15 protein-coding genes are annotated in these 12,939 nt (G+C 72.8%); 5 read left to right on the plus strand and 10 right to left on the minus strand.

All coding sequences use genetic code 11. From position 1 onward, the window contains the following. Nucleotides 1–7: 7 nt before the first annotated feature. A complete protein-coding gene (locus tag ACEN8D_RS10895; RefSeq protein WP_309887220.1) occupies nucleotides 8–346 on the plus strand; it encodes a hypothetical protein in 339 nt (112 codons plus the stop codon). 220 nt (nucleotides 347–566) lie between these two features. Here the strand turns inward: ACEN8D_RS10895 and ACEN8D_RS10900 are convergent, their stop codons facing one another. Next, nucleotides 567–1,526: a DNA-3-methyladenine glycosylase family protein gene (locus ACEN8D_RS10900; protein WP_413461798.1), complete on the minus strand. Its 960-nt coding sequence runs from the start codon at nucleotides 1,524–1,526 to the stop codon at nucleotides 567–569. A gap of 183 nt (nucleotides 1,527–1,709) precedes the next feature. Between ACEN8D_RS10900 and ACEN8D_RS10905 the strand changes: the two genes are divergently transcribed. The 4 genes from ACEN8D_RS10905 to ACEN8D_RS10920 all read left to right on the plus strand — a co-directional run bounded on the left by ACEN8D_RS10905 (nucleotide 1,710) and on the right by ACEN8D_RS10920 (nucleotide 5,369). Further along, on the plus strand, nucleotides 1,710–2,738 hold the full coding sequence (locus ACEN8D_RS10905) for a 6-phosphofructokinase (RefSeq protein WP_070419301.1): 1,029 nt from the start codon (nucleotides 1,710–1,712) through the stop codon (nucleotides 2,736–2,738). A gap of 56 nt (nucleotides 2,739–2,794) precedes the next feature. Then, nucleotides 2,795–3,772 (plus strand): MDR family oxidoreductase, encoded by a 978-nt coding sequence (locus tag ACEN8D_RS10910; protein ID WP_413399090.1) that lies wholly within the window; start codon nucleotides 2,795–2,797, stop codon nucleotides 3,770–3,772. A gap of 80 nt (nucleotides 3,773–3,852) precedes the next feature. Next, complete coding sequence (locus ACEN8D_RS10915) at nucleotides 3,853–4,533, plus strand: GntR family transcriptional regulator (protein ID WP_070417351.1); 681 nt, start codon at nucleotides 3,853–3,855, stop codon at nucleotides 4,531–4,533. Nucleotides 4,534–4,574: 41 nt separating this feature from the next. Beyond that, entirely contained in the window at nucleotides 4,575–5,369 is a 795-nt protein-coding gene (locus ACEN8D_RS10920; protein ID WP_413399089.1) for an ABC transporter ATP-binding protein, read from the plus strand. Between the two features lie 166 nt (nucleotides 5,370–5,535). On the opposite strand, the gene hemL is transcribed toward ACEN8D_RS10920, so the two are convergent. The 9 genes from hemL to ACEN8D_RS10965 form a co-directional block, all read right to left on the minus strand. Further along, nucleotides 5,536–6,867, minus strand: coding sequence for a glutamate-1-semialdehyde 2,1-aminomutase (hemL, locus tag ACEN8D_RS10925; RefSeq protein WP_413399088.1), 1,332 nt, complete (start codon nucleotides 6,865–6,867; stop codon nucleotides 5,536–5,538). Continuing rightward, nucleotides 6,864–7,865 (minus strand): porphobilinogen synthase, encoded by a 1,002-nt coding sequence (hemB, locus tag ACEN8D_RS10930; protein ID WP_413399092.1) that lies wholly within the window; start codon nucleotides 7,863–7,865, stop codon nucleotides 6,864–6,866. The genes hemL and hemB overlap by 4 nt, the downstream gene beginning before the upstream one ends. 50 nt (nucleotides 7,866–7,915) lie before the next feature. After that, the gene (locus ACEN8D_RS10935) at nucleotides 7,916–8,473 is read right to left on the minus strand and encodes a uroporphyrinogen-III synthase (RefSeq protein WP_495601007.1); all 558 of its coding nucleotides are present in this window, start codon (nucleotides 8,471–8,473) and stop codon (nucleotides 7,916–7,918) included. A gap of 474 nt (nucleotides 8,474–8,947) precedes the next feature. Beyond that, nucleotides 8,948–9,934 (minus strand): hydroxymethylbilane synthase, encoded by a 987-nt coding sequence (gene hemC / locus ACEN8D_RS10940; protein ID WP_413398818.1) that lies wholly within the window; start codon nucleotides 9,932–9,934, stop codon nucleotides 8,948–8,950. Next, nucleotides 9,931–11,166, minus strand: a complete 1,236-nt coding sequence (locus ACEN8D_RS10945) for a ferrochelatase (RefSeq protein ID WP_374930692.1) — start codon at nucleotides 11,164–11,166, stop codon at nucleotides 9,931–9,933. The genes hemC and ACEN8D_RS10945 overlap by 4 nt, the downstream gene beginning before the upstream one ends. Then, nucleotides 11,163–11,888 carry a hydrogen peroxide-dependent heme synthase gene (hemQ, locus tag ACEN8D_RS10950; RefSeq protein WP_413398819.1) on the minus strand — a complete coding sequence of 242 codons (726 nt, stop codon included), beginning with the start codon at nucleotides 11,886–11,888 and terminating at the stop codon, nucleotides 11,163–11,165. The genes ACEN8D_RS10945 and hemQ overlap by 4 nt, the downstream gene beginning before the upstream one ends. Nucleotides 11,889–11,945: 57 nt before the next feature. Next, nucleotides 11,946–12,176 (minus strand): DUF3618 domain-containing protein, encoded by a 231-nt coding sequence (locus ACEN8D_RS10955; RefSeq protein WP_070417357.1) that lies wholly within the window; start codon nucleotides 12,174–12,176, stop codon nucleotides 11,946–11,948. Nucleotides 12,177–12,219: 43 nt separating this feature from the next. Continuing rightward, nucleotides 12,220–12,678: a phage holin family protein gene (locus ACEN8D_RS10960; RefSeq protein WP_071294325.1), complete on the minus strand. Its 459-nt coding sequence runs from the start codon at nucleotides 12,676–12,678 to the stop codon at nucleotides 12,220–12,222. Continuing rightward, a complete protein-coding gene (locus ACEN8D_RS10965; protein WP_070417359.1) occupies nucleotides 12,675–12,929 on the minus strand; it encodes a hypothetical protein in 255 nt (84 codons plus the stop codon). The genes ACEN8D_RS10960 and ACEN8D_RS10965 overlap by 4 nt, the downstream gene beginning before the upstream one ends. Nucleotides 12,930–12,939: the final 10 nt, after the last annotated feature.

Genomic DNA, 12,939 nt, shown 5'->3' on the forward strand with positions numbered 1-12,939 from the left:
TCCGGACGTGCACGAACTCGCCGTCCGGCCCCACGCCACCCCCACGCTCGTCGTCGCCGTGGCGATCCTGTCCATGTCCGGGACGGCGTTGGCGTTGCTCTGGTCGGTCATGTGGGTGCCGGTGCTCGTCACGGGGACGGGGGCGTCGCTCTTCCTGTGGCCCCTCGTGCTGGCGTCGTCGCTCCTCCCGTGGGGCGGGGTCGTCGTGGCGCTGGTGCTCGGTGTCGTCGCGCGCCGGCGTGCGGAGACCCGCGGGTCGACCGCCGTGGTCGTCACGAGCGCTGTGCTGTCGGGGGTCGCGCCGATCGCGCTGTGGTTCGGCGGACCGTTCTCGGCGGTGGCCTGACCCGCGGAGCGGCCGGGCGCCGGCGCGGCGCGGCGCTCCGCACAACCAAAGGCACGTTGCACCACGCGGATGCACGGCTCGGGCGCACTTTGGTTGTGCGAACGCCTCCGGCGCCAGCGGCCCAGCGGCGCGCGGCACGGCGCCAGCCGCGCAGCGGCGCGCCAGCGCGCGGCGGCCCGCCGGAGCACGGCCGCGGCGGCGGCCGCCGCGCCTCCGCGGCTCAGTGGTACCGGTGGTCCTGGATCGTCAGGCGCGGCCCGAACGACGGCTTCCGGAAGCCCGATCCGCCGATGAGCCGCACGACCCGCTCCCGGTGCCCCCGCCACGGCTCCAACAGCTCGAGCATCCCGTCGTCGTCCACCGGTCCCCCGGTCAACGCCCACCCGACGAGCGCCGGCACGTGGAAGTCCCCCACGCTCGGGGAGTCCGGATCGCCGTGGGCGCGCTGCGCGGTCTCCGCCGCCGTCCACTTCCCGATGCCGGGGACCGACTGCAGCCGTGCAGAAACGAGGGCCCCGCCTCGGCCGAGCGTCAGCGTCCGTTCGAGCGCCGGAGCCACCCGGACCGCCCGCATCACCGTCGCCGAACGACCGGGCTCGATGCCGGCGCGGTGCCACTCCCAGCTCGGGACCGCACCCCACCCGGCAGCGGTCGGCGGGACGAACATGTCCGACGGGGCTGGTCCGGGCGCCGGTGTGCCGTACCGCCGCAGCAGGTACCGCCAGGCGCGCCAGGCCTGGCGGGAGGTGACCTTCTGCTCCATGATCGCGGGCACCAGGGCCGCCATCACGGTGTTGGTTCGGAGCAGGCGGAGGCCCGGTTGCCGGTGCCGGGCGTCGACGAGGAACGGGTGCCGGGACACGTCCAGGTCCGACCAGTCGTCACCCCGGCCGAGCAGTTCGGGAGCGTGCGACACCGCCCACTCGGCACCGTCGCCCCACGCCGAGACCGCGATCGCGTCGGGACCGGCACGGCGCACGAGCACCGAGGCCGGGCCGTCCGGTGTGCGGAGCGCGAGCCACGTGTCGGAGCCGACCACGCGGAAGGCGGGGTCGCCGGAGCCGCGCTGCAGGGGCCGGAGCGTCGCGCGGACGTCCACCGCGCCTCCTGGCCGGTAGACGGTGTCGACACGCGACAGGGCCTCGCCGACCCGCGGCACGGCCTCGCCGACCCGCGCCACGGCCTCGCCGACCCGCGCGGCCTCGTCGACCCGCGCCGCAGACCCACCGGCCCGCGCCGCGGCGCCCTCGACGCCACCAGCGGCAGAGGACGGAACGGCGAGGGACACACGCAGGATGGTAATGCGGAACCACCGTCAGTCATGATGGGCGTGTCCCACTGCACCCCGACGACGGAGTTCCCCATGCGCATCGGCATCCTCACCTCCGGAGGCGACTGCCCCGGCCTGAACGCGGTCATCCGCGCCATCGTGCTGAAGGGCATCGCGATCTACGGACACGACTTCGTCGGCTTCCGCGACGGGTGGCGCGGCGTGGTCGACGGCGACATCGTCCCGCTCGGCCGCAAGGACATCCAGGGCATCGCGAAGCAGGGCGGCACCATCCTCGGCACGAGCCGGACGAACCCCTTCGAGGGCCCGAACGGCGGGGTCGAGAACATCGAGCGCACTCTCGAGCGGCACGGCATCGACGCCATCGTCGCGATCGGCGGCGAGGGCACGCTGGCCGCCGCGAAGCGCCTCACGGACGCCGGACTGAAGATCGTCGGTGTCCCGAAGACCGTCGACAACGACCTCGGCGCGACCGACTACACGTTCGGCTTCGACACCGCCGTCGCGATCGCGACCGAGGCGATGGACCGCCTGCGCACCACGGGCGAGTCCCACTCGCGCTGCATGGTCGCCGAGGTCATGGGCCGGCACGTCGGCTGGATCGCCCTGCACTCCGGCATGGCCGCGGGTGCCCACGCGATCCTCATCCCGGAGCAGAAGACGAGCATGGAGCAGATCGCCGCGTGGGTCCGGGCGGCCTACGACCGTGGTCGGGCGCCGCTGGTCGTCGTCGCCGAGGGGTTCGTGCCCGACCACGAGGACAACGCGCACACCGAGCGCGGCCTCGACGCGTTCGGGCGTCCGCGGCTCGGCGGGATCGGCGAGCGACTCGCACCGCTCATCGAGGAGATGACGGGCATCGAGACGCGTGCCACCACGCTCGGCCACATCCAGCGCGGCGGCACCCCGACGGCGTACGACCGGGTCCTCTCGACGCGGCTCGGCCTGGCGGCCATCGACTCGGTGGTCGAGGAGCGCTGGGGCCGCATGGTGGCGCTCCGGGGCACCGACATCGAGCACGTCTCGTTCGAGGAGGCGCTCGGCGAGCTGAAGACCGTGCCGCAGGCCCGGTACGACGAGGCCGCCATCATGTTCGGCTGACACGCGTCCGCAGGTCGGCCGGTCGTGGTCCTGGAGGCGCGGGTAGCGTCCGACGCGTGACCCGCGCAGTCCTCGTCTCCAGTTCCGCCCCGCCCACCGTCACCGAGGTCGACGTCGCCGACCCGACCGAGGGCGAGGTGCTCGTCGACGTCACGTACTCGAGCGTCAACTACAAGGACGGCCTGGCGCTCGCCCGGAACCCCGGCGTCGCGCGGGTCGACCCGCTCGTGCCCGGCATCGACGTCGTCGGCACCGTCTCGGCCCTCGGACCGGGCGTGCACGACGTCGCGATCGGCGACCGGGTCGTCGTGAACGGCGTCGGGCTCGGCGAGACCCGGCACGGCGGCTGGGCGGAGCACGCGGTGGTGCCGTCGGGGTCGCTCGTCGTGCTGCCCGGTTCGATCGACGACTCCTTCGCGGCCGCGATCGGGACCGCGGGGTTCACCGCGATGCTCAGCGTGCTCGCTCTCGAACGGTTCGTCGAACCGGGCAGCGGTCCCGTCCTCGTGACGGGTGCGTCCGGCGGCGTCGGCACGGTCGCGATCGCCCTGCTCGCCGCCCGTGGGTACGAGGTCACTGCCTCGACCGGACGCGCCGCGAACGAGGCCTCGCTCCGGGCACTCGGCGCGACCGACGTCATCGACCGCGCGACCCTGTCCGAGCTCGGCCGGCCGATGCAGCGGGCGCACTGGGCGGGCGCTGTGGACAGCGTCGGGGGTGCGACCCTCGCGAACGTCCTCGCGGCGACCCGGTGGGGCGGGGCCGTGACGGCGTGCGGCCTGGCGCAGGACTCCGCGCTCCCGACCTCGGTGATGCCCTTCATCCTGCGGGCGGTGTCGCTGCTCGGCATCAACTCCGTCGACGCCCCGCTGCCCCTTCGTCAGCAGGCGTGGCAGCGGCTCGCGACCGATCTCGACCCGGCGCTCCTGGCGGGCGTGACGCGGGTCGCCGGGCTCGAGGAGGCCATCGCCGTCGGACCCGAGGTCGTCGCCGGCAACGTGCACGGGCGCACGGTCGTCGCGGTCGATCGCTGAATACTAAGATTTCACAAGCGTTTGCATATTGACACGTTAGGATTTGAGTACAGAACACCTGAGCCTGTGAGGAGTCCGGCATGCCGGTACCCAAGTCCACCGTCGAGAACTCGCCGCGGAAGCTCCTGCGCGACGTCGTGCTCGAGAAGATGCTCGCCGCGATCCAGGACGGCACGCTCCAGGCGGGCGAGCGCCTCAACGACGACGAGCTCGTGCAGTGGCTCGGGGTCAGTCGCACCCCCATCCGTGAGGCGATCGCCAAGCTCGTCGACTACGGCCTGGTCGAGATGGAGGCGAACCGGTACACCCGCGTCGCCACCCCGACCGGCAAGCAGGCCGCCGACACCACCCAGGTCCTCGGCGGGTTCGTCGAACTCGCTGCGCGCTGGGGCGTGCCGAAGCTCGACGCCTCCGCCGCCAAGGCGCTGACCGAGCACCTCGAAGCCGTGCGCTCGTACTCCGAGCAGCAGGACAAGCGCATGGACGCCGAGCTCGAGACGGTCATCTCGCTGCTCGTCGACGCCGCCGACAACGAGCTGCTCGACAAGTTCGCCGAGTCGCTCCTGCCCCGCGCACGGTTCCTCTCGCTCGCCCAGGGTGCGTGGCAGTTCTGGGACTACAAGCACTCGGTCGACCCGCTGCGTGCGGCCATCGCGAAGCGTGACGGTGACGCCGCCGCGGCCGCGATCCGTGCGCTGACCGCGACCGCCGAGCAGCAGGCGGACGAGCTCCGCGCCGCCGGGACCGCCGCCGCCGGCTGACCCGTCCAGCGATCCCCGGCCGCCTGGGCCACGATGGACCCGTGAGCAGCAACGACGACGTCCTCATCCGAGCGGCCGGGGTCCGGGTGACCCGGTCCGGCCGGGACCTCCTGCACGACATCGACCTGACCGTCCGGCGCGGGGAGCACTGGGCGCTCCTCGGGCCGAACGGTGCCGGGAAGTCGACGCTGCTCGCGGTCCTCGGCGCCACCGGTCACCCGACGGCCGGCACGGTCGAACTGCTCGGCCGACGACTCGGACGCGTCGACGTCCAGGAGCTCCGCGAGCACATCGGCCACGTCGACCCCCGCCACCGGATGCTCTCGCCGTTGACCGTCCTCGAGACCGTGCTCACCGGGCTCACCGGCACGACCGACCTCATGATGCGGTGGGAGCCGACGCCCGCGCAGGTGGCCACCGCCGAGCAGCACATCGCCGACGTCGGGCTGACGGCGCGTCGGGACGCCCGCTGGCCGGTCCTGTCGCAGGGCGAACGCGGACGGACGCTCATCGCCCGGGCGCTCATGTCCGAGCCGCAGCTGCTCCTGCTCGACGAACCGGCGACCGGGCTCGACGTCGCCGCGCGCGAACACCTGCTCGAGACCGTCGACGCCCTGCGCCACCGGCACCCCGAGCTCGGGAGCGTGATGGTGACGCACCACCTCGAGGACCTGCCCGCGTCGACCTCGCACGCGATGCTGCTGCGCGACGGGGTCGCGGTAGCCCAAGGCACCTCGGACGAGGTCATCACGTCGTCGGCGGTCTCGCACGCCTTCGACTTCCCGCTCGCGATCCTCCGGGCCGAGGGGCGCTGGGCCGCCCGCCGCGCGTCCTGAGCCGCGGCGCCCGAGCCGCAACCGCGCAGCCCGACGACGACTGCGCGCGCTGCACCACGAGCACTCGTCGCTGCGCTGTGCACGTCGCGCCGCACGTCCCCGGGGGCGGCGGACGGGAGGCGCGGGTCGGGCCCGACCCGCGCCTGGCGTCAGGCAGGTGGTGGCGTCACGCCGTGGCGCGCGCGGCCGCCTTCGCCGCGGCCGGCAGTGCGTCGAGCACCCGTCCGACGGCCCGGTCGTCGTGCGCCGCCGTGACGAACCACGCCTCGAAGACGCTCGGGGGCAGGGTCACCCCCGCGTCGAGCATGGCGTGGAAGAACGGCGCGTACCGGAACGCCTCCTGCGCTCGGACGTCGTCGTAGTTCCGCGGGGCGGTCTCGGTGAAGGCGAACGAGAAGAGGTTGCCGGCGTGCTGGACGGTGTGGGCGACGCCCTCGGCGGACAGCGCGTCGCTCGTCGCCGTCGCGATGGTCGCCGCGGTCCGGTCGAGGTGCGCGTAGACCTCGGGCGTCGCGGCCCGGAGCGTGGCGATGCCCGCGGCGACGGCGAGCGGGTTCCCCGAGAGCGTGCCCGCCTGGTACACGGGGCCGAGCGGGGCGAGGTAGTCCATGACCTCGCGCCGACCACCGAGTGCTGCGAGGGGCATGCCGCCGCCGATGACCTTGCCGAACGTGACGAGGTCGGGCTTCCACCCGGCGCCGTCCGGCACGACCTTCGACGCCTCGAGGCCCCACCACCCGGCGGAGCCCACCCGGAAGCCGGTCAGGACCTCGTCGACGATGAGCAGCGCGCCGTGCGCCTGCACGATCTGCGCCAGGGCCCGGTTGAACCCACGCTCGGGGGCGAGGACGCCCATGTTCGCGGCCGCAGCCTCGACGATCACGCCCGCGATGCGCTCGGAGTGCTCGTCGAACGCGCGGCGGACGGCGTCGAGGTCGTTGTAGGGCAGCACCAGGGTCTGCGCGGCGGTCTCGGCGGTGATGCCGGCACTGCCGGGGAGCGCGAGCGTGGCCACACCCGAACCGGCCTCGGCCAGCAGGGAGTCCGAGTGGCCGTGGTAGTGCCCGGCGAACTTCACGAGCAGGTCGCGACCGGTGTACCCGCGGGCGAGCCGGATCGCGGTCATCGTCGCCTCGGTGCCCGTGGACACCATGCGGAGCTTCTCGATCGGGCCGTCGCCGCCCACCGACACCCGCTGCTTCACGAGCTCGGCGAGCTCGGTCTCGCCCGGGGTCGACGCCCCGAAGCTCAGCCCGTGCGCCGCCGCCTGCTGCACGGCCTCGACCGTCGCGGGGTGGGCGTGCCCGAGGATCGCGGGCCCCCACGAGGCGACGAGGTCGACGTACTCGCGCCCCTCGGCGTCGGTGACGTAGGCACCCTTCGCGCTCGTCAGGAAGCGGGGCGTCCCGCCGACGGAGCCGTACGCCCGGACCGGCGAGTTGACCCCGCCGGGGATGCTGTTCTTCGCACGGCCGAAGAGCTGGTCGTTCGTGGTCATTCTGGGGCCTTCCCGGTCGAGGCGATGCCGTCCACGGCACTGGTGCTGCCGGAGGTGCGGAGTCCCGCCTCCTCGTTGAGCTTGCGAGCGATGTCGACCGCGAAGTAGGTCAGGATCGCGTCGGCGCCGGCGCGCTTGATGCCGACGAGCGCCTCCATCGCCGCGGCGTCGCGGTCGATCCAGCCGTTCTGCGCGGCTGCGGTGATCATCGCGTACTCGCCGGAGATCTGGTACGCCCAGACCGGCACCGGCGAGGTGCGTGCGGTCTCGGCCAGCACGTCGAGGTAGCTCATCGCCGGCTTCACCATGACGATGTCGGCACCCTCGGCGATGTCCTGCTCGACCTCGCGGAGGCCCTGCCGACCGTTCGCGGCGTCGATCTGGTACGTGCGACGGTCGCCCACGAGCGAGGAGTCGACGGCCTCGCGGAAGGGACCGTAGAACGCGCTCGCGTACTTGGCCGCGTACGCCAGCAGCGCCGTGCCGCTGTGCCCGACCGCGTCCAGCGCGTCCCGTGCGGCGGCGATCTGGCCGTCCATCATGCCGCTCATGCAGACGAGCTCGGCACCGGCCTCGGCCTGCACGACCGCCATGTCGCGGTACCGCTCGAGCGTGGCGTCGTTGTCGACCGAGCCGTCCGCGGCCAGGACGCCGCAGTGCCCGTGGTCGGTGAACTCGTCGAGGCACAGGTCGGACTGCACGACGAGAGCGTCACCGACCTCTTCACGGGCGACGCGGATCGCGACGTTGAGGATGCCGTCCGGGTCGGTCGCGCCGGATCCCAGCGCGTCCTTCGACGTCGGGACGCCGAACAGGTTCACGCCGCCGATCCCGACCGAGGCCGCCTCGTGCAGGGCACGGCGGAACGAGTCGAGCGAGTGCTGCTGGACCCCGGGCATGCTCGTGATGTCGATCGCCTCGGTCGCCCCCTCGCGGATGAACATCGGCAGCACGAGCTCGGCGGAGTGGAGCCGGGTCTCGGCGACGAGTCGACGCATCGCGCCGGTCGCGCGGAGTCGTCGGGGGCGGACCTGGGGGAAACGGCCGGTCACTTCGGTGCCTTCCTCTTCGGGGCGGTGGGGTTCAGGGACTCGACGACGGCGTCGAGCAGGGTTTCTGCGGATCGCGTCCGGGCGACCACGTGGACGGGCAGGCCGGCAGCGCGGGCTTCGGCAGCGGTCCCGGGTCCGATGCACGCGACCACGGTGCGGGGGTCGAGCGGGGTCATCCGCCGGGCGATCTCGCGAGCGATGCTGCCGCTCGTCACGAGCACGGCGGCGGGCGGGGAGTCGAGGACGACCGGCTCGTCGCCGGTCCCCACGGTACGGTACGCGACCACGTCGTCCACGTCGATCCCGCGGGCGCGCAGGGTGTCGACGACGGTCGGCGCAGCGAGGTCCGAGCGTGGGAAGAGGACGGTGCCGGAGGTGTCCGGCAGCGCGTGCGCGAGCGCGGCGCCCGAGGACTCGGACGGCACCAGGTCGACGCCCCAGCCCGCAGCACGCGCGGCACGGGCGGTCGGCTCGCCGACCGCCGCCACCCGCAGGTCGGACGGGAGGCGCGCCACCCGTTCCGCGACCACGCGCACGGCCGTCGCACTGGTCACCACCATCCACGCGTACCCGGCGCCGTCGATCTCGCCGGCGCCGTCGGTGCGGGCGGTGCCGTCGGTCGCGGGTCCCGAGTGGGCACGATCCGGCCCGGTCGACGCGGCCGGGCGGGCGGTTCCGCCCGCTCGCCGACCGGCCGACGTCGCGTCCTGCCCGCTCGCCGCCGGCGCGTCCTGCCCACTCGCCGACGGCGCGTCCTGCCCACTCGCCGGCGGCGGACCGGACCCGGCCGGCGGTGGTGCGTCGTGCCTCCTGGACCCGCCGGACGCGATCAACCGGTCGACCGCAGCCTCGAGGGCGGACCGATCCGTGGGTGCCGCGTCCGCGATCAGCGGGACGACGAGCGGGTCGAGCCCGCGCTCGCGAGCGGCCGCGGCGACCCGGTCACCCCACGCCCCGCCGCGCGGGACCAGGACGACCGGCTGTCGTGCCGCGTCCGCGGTGCTGACGTCGGGGTGCGTGGCGACCGCCTACTCCGCCGAGGTCGCGAGGTCCGCCAGGTCGGCCGCACCGTTCTCGAGCAGTTCGGCGGCGACCCGGCCACCGAGCTCGAGCGCCTCGGTCAGGCGGTCCTGTGCGGAGCCGTCGAGCACGGCGGCGTGTGATGCGGTGCGGTACTCGGAGCCGTCGGGCCGGTAGACCGTCGCGGAGACGAGGAGCATCTCGGCGTCGACGATCGCGGTGGCACCGATCGGGGCGGAGCACCCGGCCTCGAGCTTCGCGAGGACCTCGCGCTCGGCGGACACGGTCAGGCGAGTCGGCGCGTGCTCGATCTTCCGCAGGGCGGCGAGGAGGTTCCGGTCCGTCTCGTCGGCGCGGGTCTCGATCGCGAGCGCTCCCTGCCCGGGGGCACTCGGCCAGAAGCCGAGGTCGAGCAGTTCGGTCGCCGCGTCGAGCCGGTCGATGCGCGTCAGGCCGGCGGCCGCGAGGACCACCGCGTCGAGGTCGTCGTCCACGCGTCCGAGGCGGGTGTCGATGTTGCCGCGGATGTCCACCACGTCGAGGTCGGGACGCTTGGCCCTGAGCTGCGCGACGCGGCGGGGCGAACCCGTGCCGACCTTCGCGCCCTCGGGCAGGGTCTCGATGGTCGCGGCGTTCCGGGCGACGAGGACGTCTCGGGCGTCGGCGCGCTTCGGCACCGCGGCGATCGTCAGCCCCGGGTACGGCGCGGTCGGGAGGTCCTTGAGGGAGTGCACGAGGACGTCGACCTCGCCCGCGACGAGTGCTTCGCGGAGCGCGCTGGCGAACACACCCGTGCCGCCGAGGCTCGCGAGGGAGGCGCGGTTCGTGTCGCCCTCGCTCGTGACCGTGACGAGCTCGACCGGTCGACCGGATGCCGTCGCCAAGCGGTCGGCGACGTCCTGCGACTGGGCGACCGCGAGCCGGCTGGCACGGGTGCCGAGCCGGATCGGGGCCGGGCCGTCGGGGCTGCCGGTCGGCGCGGACGCGTCGGTCACGGGGCGAGTCCGGCCGCGGCGGGCTTGAACCCGGCGCGCACGTTCTCGCAGCACCCCGGACGGCAGACGTCGTACCAGGGACCGAGGTCGGTCAGGTGCGGGCGCTCGCTCGTCGGGGTGCCGTTGACACGCTCGAGGACGAGGTCCACCAGACCGGAGACGTAGGCCGGGTCGACACCCGGGGTCTGCGTGCGCACCGACCAGAAGCCGAGCTCCTGAGCGGTCTCGGTGGCCTCTTCGTCGAGGTCCCACATGACCTCCATGTGGTCGCTCACGAAGCCGAGCGGGACGATGAGCACGGCACGGGTCGGGCCGCCCTTGAGCTCCTCGTTCATGTAGTCGTTGATGTCGGGCTCGAGCCACGGCTGCGTCGGGGGGCCCGAGCGCGACTGGTAGACGAGCTTCCACGGCGGCGTGCTGGTGCCGCGGAGCGACGCGTGCTCGGGCTGCTCGAGCAGCTCCGCCCACGCCTGGTCGAGGACGACCTGCGCGACGGCGAGGTGCTGGGCCTCGTACGCGCCGTGCTCGTCGAAGCCCCGGTAGTCCGGGCCGGACTTGGCGGCGTCGGTCGACGGGATCGAGTGCGTCGAGAACAGCACGTGCAGCTCGGTCGCGACGTCGAGGCCGTCGTTCTCGGCGATCGCACGCGCCATGCCGTCACGGACGCCGTCCACGAACGGGCGGACGAAGCCCGGGTGGTCGAAGAACTGCCGGACCTTGTCGATCTGGATGGTGTCGATCAGACCGGTCTCGGACAGCACGCGGGCGTAGTCCTCGCGGTACTGGCGGCAGCTCGAGAACGACGAGTAGGCGCTCGTGGCGATCGCGATGAGCTTGTTGTAGCCCTTGTCGGCCGCCTCGGTGAAGGCCTCTTCGAGGTAGGGCTCCCAGTTGCGGTTGCCCCAGAGGACCGGCATGTCGATGCCGCGCGAGGCCAGCTCGGCCTCGAGCGCGGCCTTGAGCGCACGGTTCTGCGCGTTGATCGGGCTGACGCCGCCGAAGTGCCGGTAGTGGTGGGCGACCTCTTCGAGGCGTTCGTCCGGGATGCCGCGGCCCCGGGTCACGTTGCGCAGGAACGGGATGACGTCGTCCTGGCCCTCGGGTCCGCCGAAGCCGGCGAGCAGGATCGCGTCGTACGCGACCGGGACCTCGACGTGCTCGGGACCGTCGGCGGCCGCGGGGGTCGCGGCGAGGACGGCCTGACCGTTCGTGATCATGCTGGTGTCGGTCACGAGAGCACCTCCGGCAGCTCGGTGGTCGTCACACGACGACCGGTGAAGAAGGGCACCTCTTCCCGCACGTGCATGCGGGCTTCGGTGTAGCGCAGGTCGCGCATGAGGTCGACGAGGTCGACGAGGTCCGGGCTCTCGAGCGGCAGGATCCACTCGTAGTCGCTCAGCGCGAAGGTGGCGATCGTGTTCGTCAGCACGCGGCGGTACTTCGCCCCGGCGATGCCGTGGTCGCGGAGCATCTTCGAGCGCTCCTCTTCCGGCAGGAGGTACCACTCGTAGGACCGGACGAACGGGTAGACCGTGATCCAGGCCTCTGGCTCCTTGCCGCGCAGGAAGGCGGGCGTGTGCCGCTTGTTGAACTCGGCTTCGCGGTGCATCGCCATGGCGTGCCACACCGGCTCGGCGTCCTGGAAGAGTGCCGTGCGGCGGATCTCGCGGAGCACCACCTGGATCGCCTGCGCGTCGTCGCCGTGCAGCCAGACCATCACGTCGGCGTCGGCGCGGAAGCCGGACACGTCGTAGAAGCCGCGGATCGTCACGCCGCGCTCGGCAGCGGCGGCGATGACGGCGTCGAGCTCGGCCACCGCGTCGTCGCCGACGGTGTGGATCGGGCCGAGCGGACGGCGGAAGACGGCCCACAGGGCGTAGGCCGTCAGCATGTTGGGGTCGATGCCGTCGGGGGAGGTCTCGTGTGCGTCGTGCGTGGGCACGGTGGAACTCATGTGTCCATTGTCCTATCGGTCACAAAGGTGACGCCGCTCCCCTTTCGACGGCGAGCGCTACCGCCGTCGGAGCACCGCTACGACGATACCCCCGACCACTGCCACGCCCGCTGCGAGCCCGGCCAGGTACGGCACCGGCTTCTCGTCGATCCCGCGCTTGACCTTCGACGCGGCGATGCCGATCTGCTTCGGGACGTTGAGCTTGTCCTCGATCGCGTCGAGGGTGTCGAACAGCTGGGCGCGGGTCGACGCGACGCGGTCGGCCAGGTCGTCGTGCTGATCGGTCACGTGGGTCCTCCGGGGTGTGGGGTGGTGGACGGGACGGTCGTCGCTAGAAGCGGCCGCCGACGTCGGGCTTGCGGGTGCCGTACTGGGTCGGCGGGGTCGGCTTCTTGCCGAGGCCCTTCACCGCGTTGACGTCGTTCTTCACGCTGTCGATGGTGCGCTTCGGCGTGATCGGGAGCCCCTTCTTCAAGCGCTTCCAGCCGAGCAGGCCGAGGATGCCGGCGACGATGAGCATCACGACGGCGATCACGAGCGCTGCGAGCCATGCGGGCATCACGGTCGCGAGACCCATGACGGCGGCGGTCAGCAGCACGCCGATCGCGTAGAGGACGATGACGAGCGCGCCCACGAGCAGACCCGCGGCGAGGCCGAAGATCTTCGCCTTCGTCAGCATCTCGGCCTTGAGCAGGTTCAGCTCGCCCGTCACCAGCTCCTTGACGAGCTTGGGGACGTCGCCGACCAGGCCGAACAGCGAACGCGGCTTGCGGTCGCGGGTGTCTGTCATGAGGCCTGGCTGTCCTTCTTCTGCCCGACCTTGCGGACGACCTTCTTCGTCTGCTCACCGACGAACTCGGCGACGTCGGGGGTCTTGTCGGCGATGAATTCCTCGGCGACGTGGACGCCCTTCTGGACGCCGTTGCTGTTCCAGATCTTGCCGCTGACGGTCTTGATCTGCTCGTACCGCGCCCGTCCGGCTCGCGATCCCAGGACGTACCCGAGAGCGGCGCCGGCGACGAACAGGAGCTTGCCTCGCATGTGCGATTCC

The sequence above is a fragment of the Curtobacterium sp. Curtsp22 genome (assembly GCF_059492135.1).

Excerpts from the sequence above, each read along its gene's own strand:
- ACEN8D_RS10905 (WP_070419301.1), top strand. The coding sequence starts at position 1,710 with ATGCGCATCGGCATCCTCACCTCCGGAGGCGACTGCCCCGGCCTGAAC.
- ACEN8D_RS10915 (WP_070417351.1), top strand. The coding sequence starts at position 3,853 with ATGCCGGTACCCAAGTCCACCGTCGAGAACTCGCCGCGGAAGCTCCTG.
- hemL (WP_413399088.1), bottom strand. The coding sequence starts at position 6,867 with ATGACCACGAACGACCAGCTCTTCGGCCGTGCGAAGAACAGCATCCCC.
- hemB (WP_413399092.1), bottom strand. The coding sequence starts at position 7,865 with ATGCGTCGACTCGTCGCCGAGACCCGGCTCCACTCCGCCGAGCTCGTG.
- hemQ (WP_413398819.1), bottom strand. The coding sequence starts at position 11,888 with ATGAGTTCCACCGTGCCCACGCACGACGCACACGAGACCTCCCCCGAC.
- ACEN8D_RS10960 (WP_071294325.1), bottom strand. The coding sequence starts at position 12,678 with ATGACAGACACCCGCGACCGCAAGCCGCGTTCGCTGTTCGGCCTGGTC.
- ACEN8D_RS10965 (WP_070417359.1), bottom strand. The coding sequence starts at position 12,929 with ATGCGAGGCAAGCTCCTGTTCGTCGCCGGCGCCGCTCTCGGGTACGTC.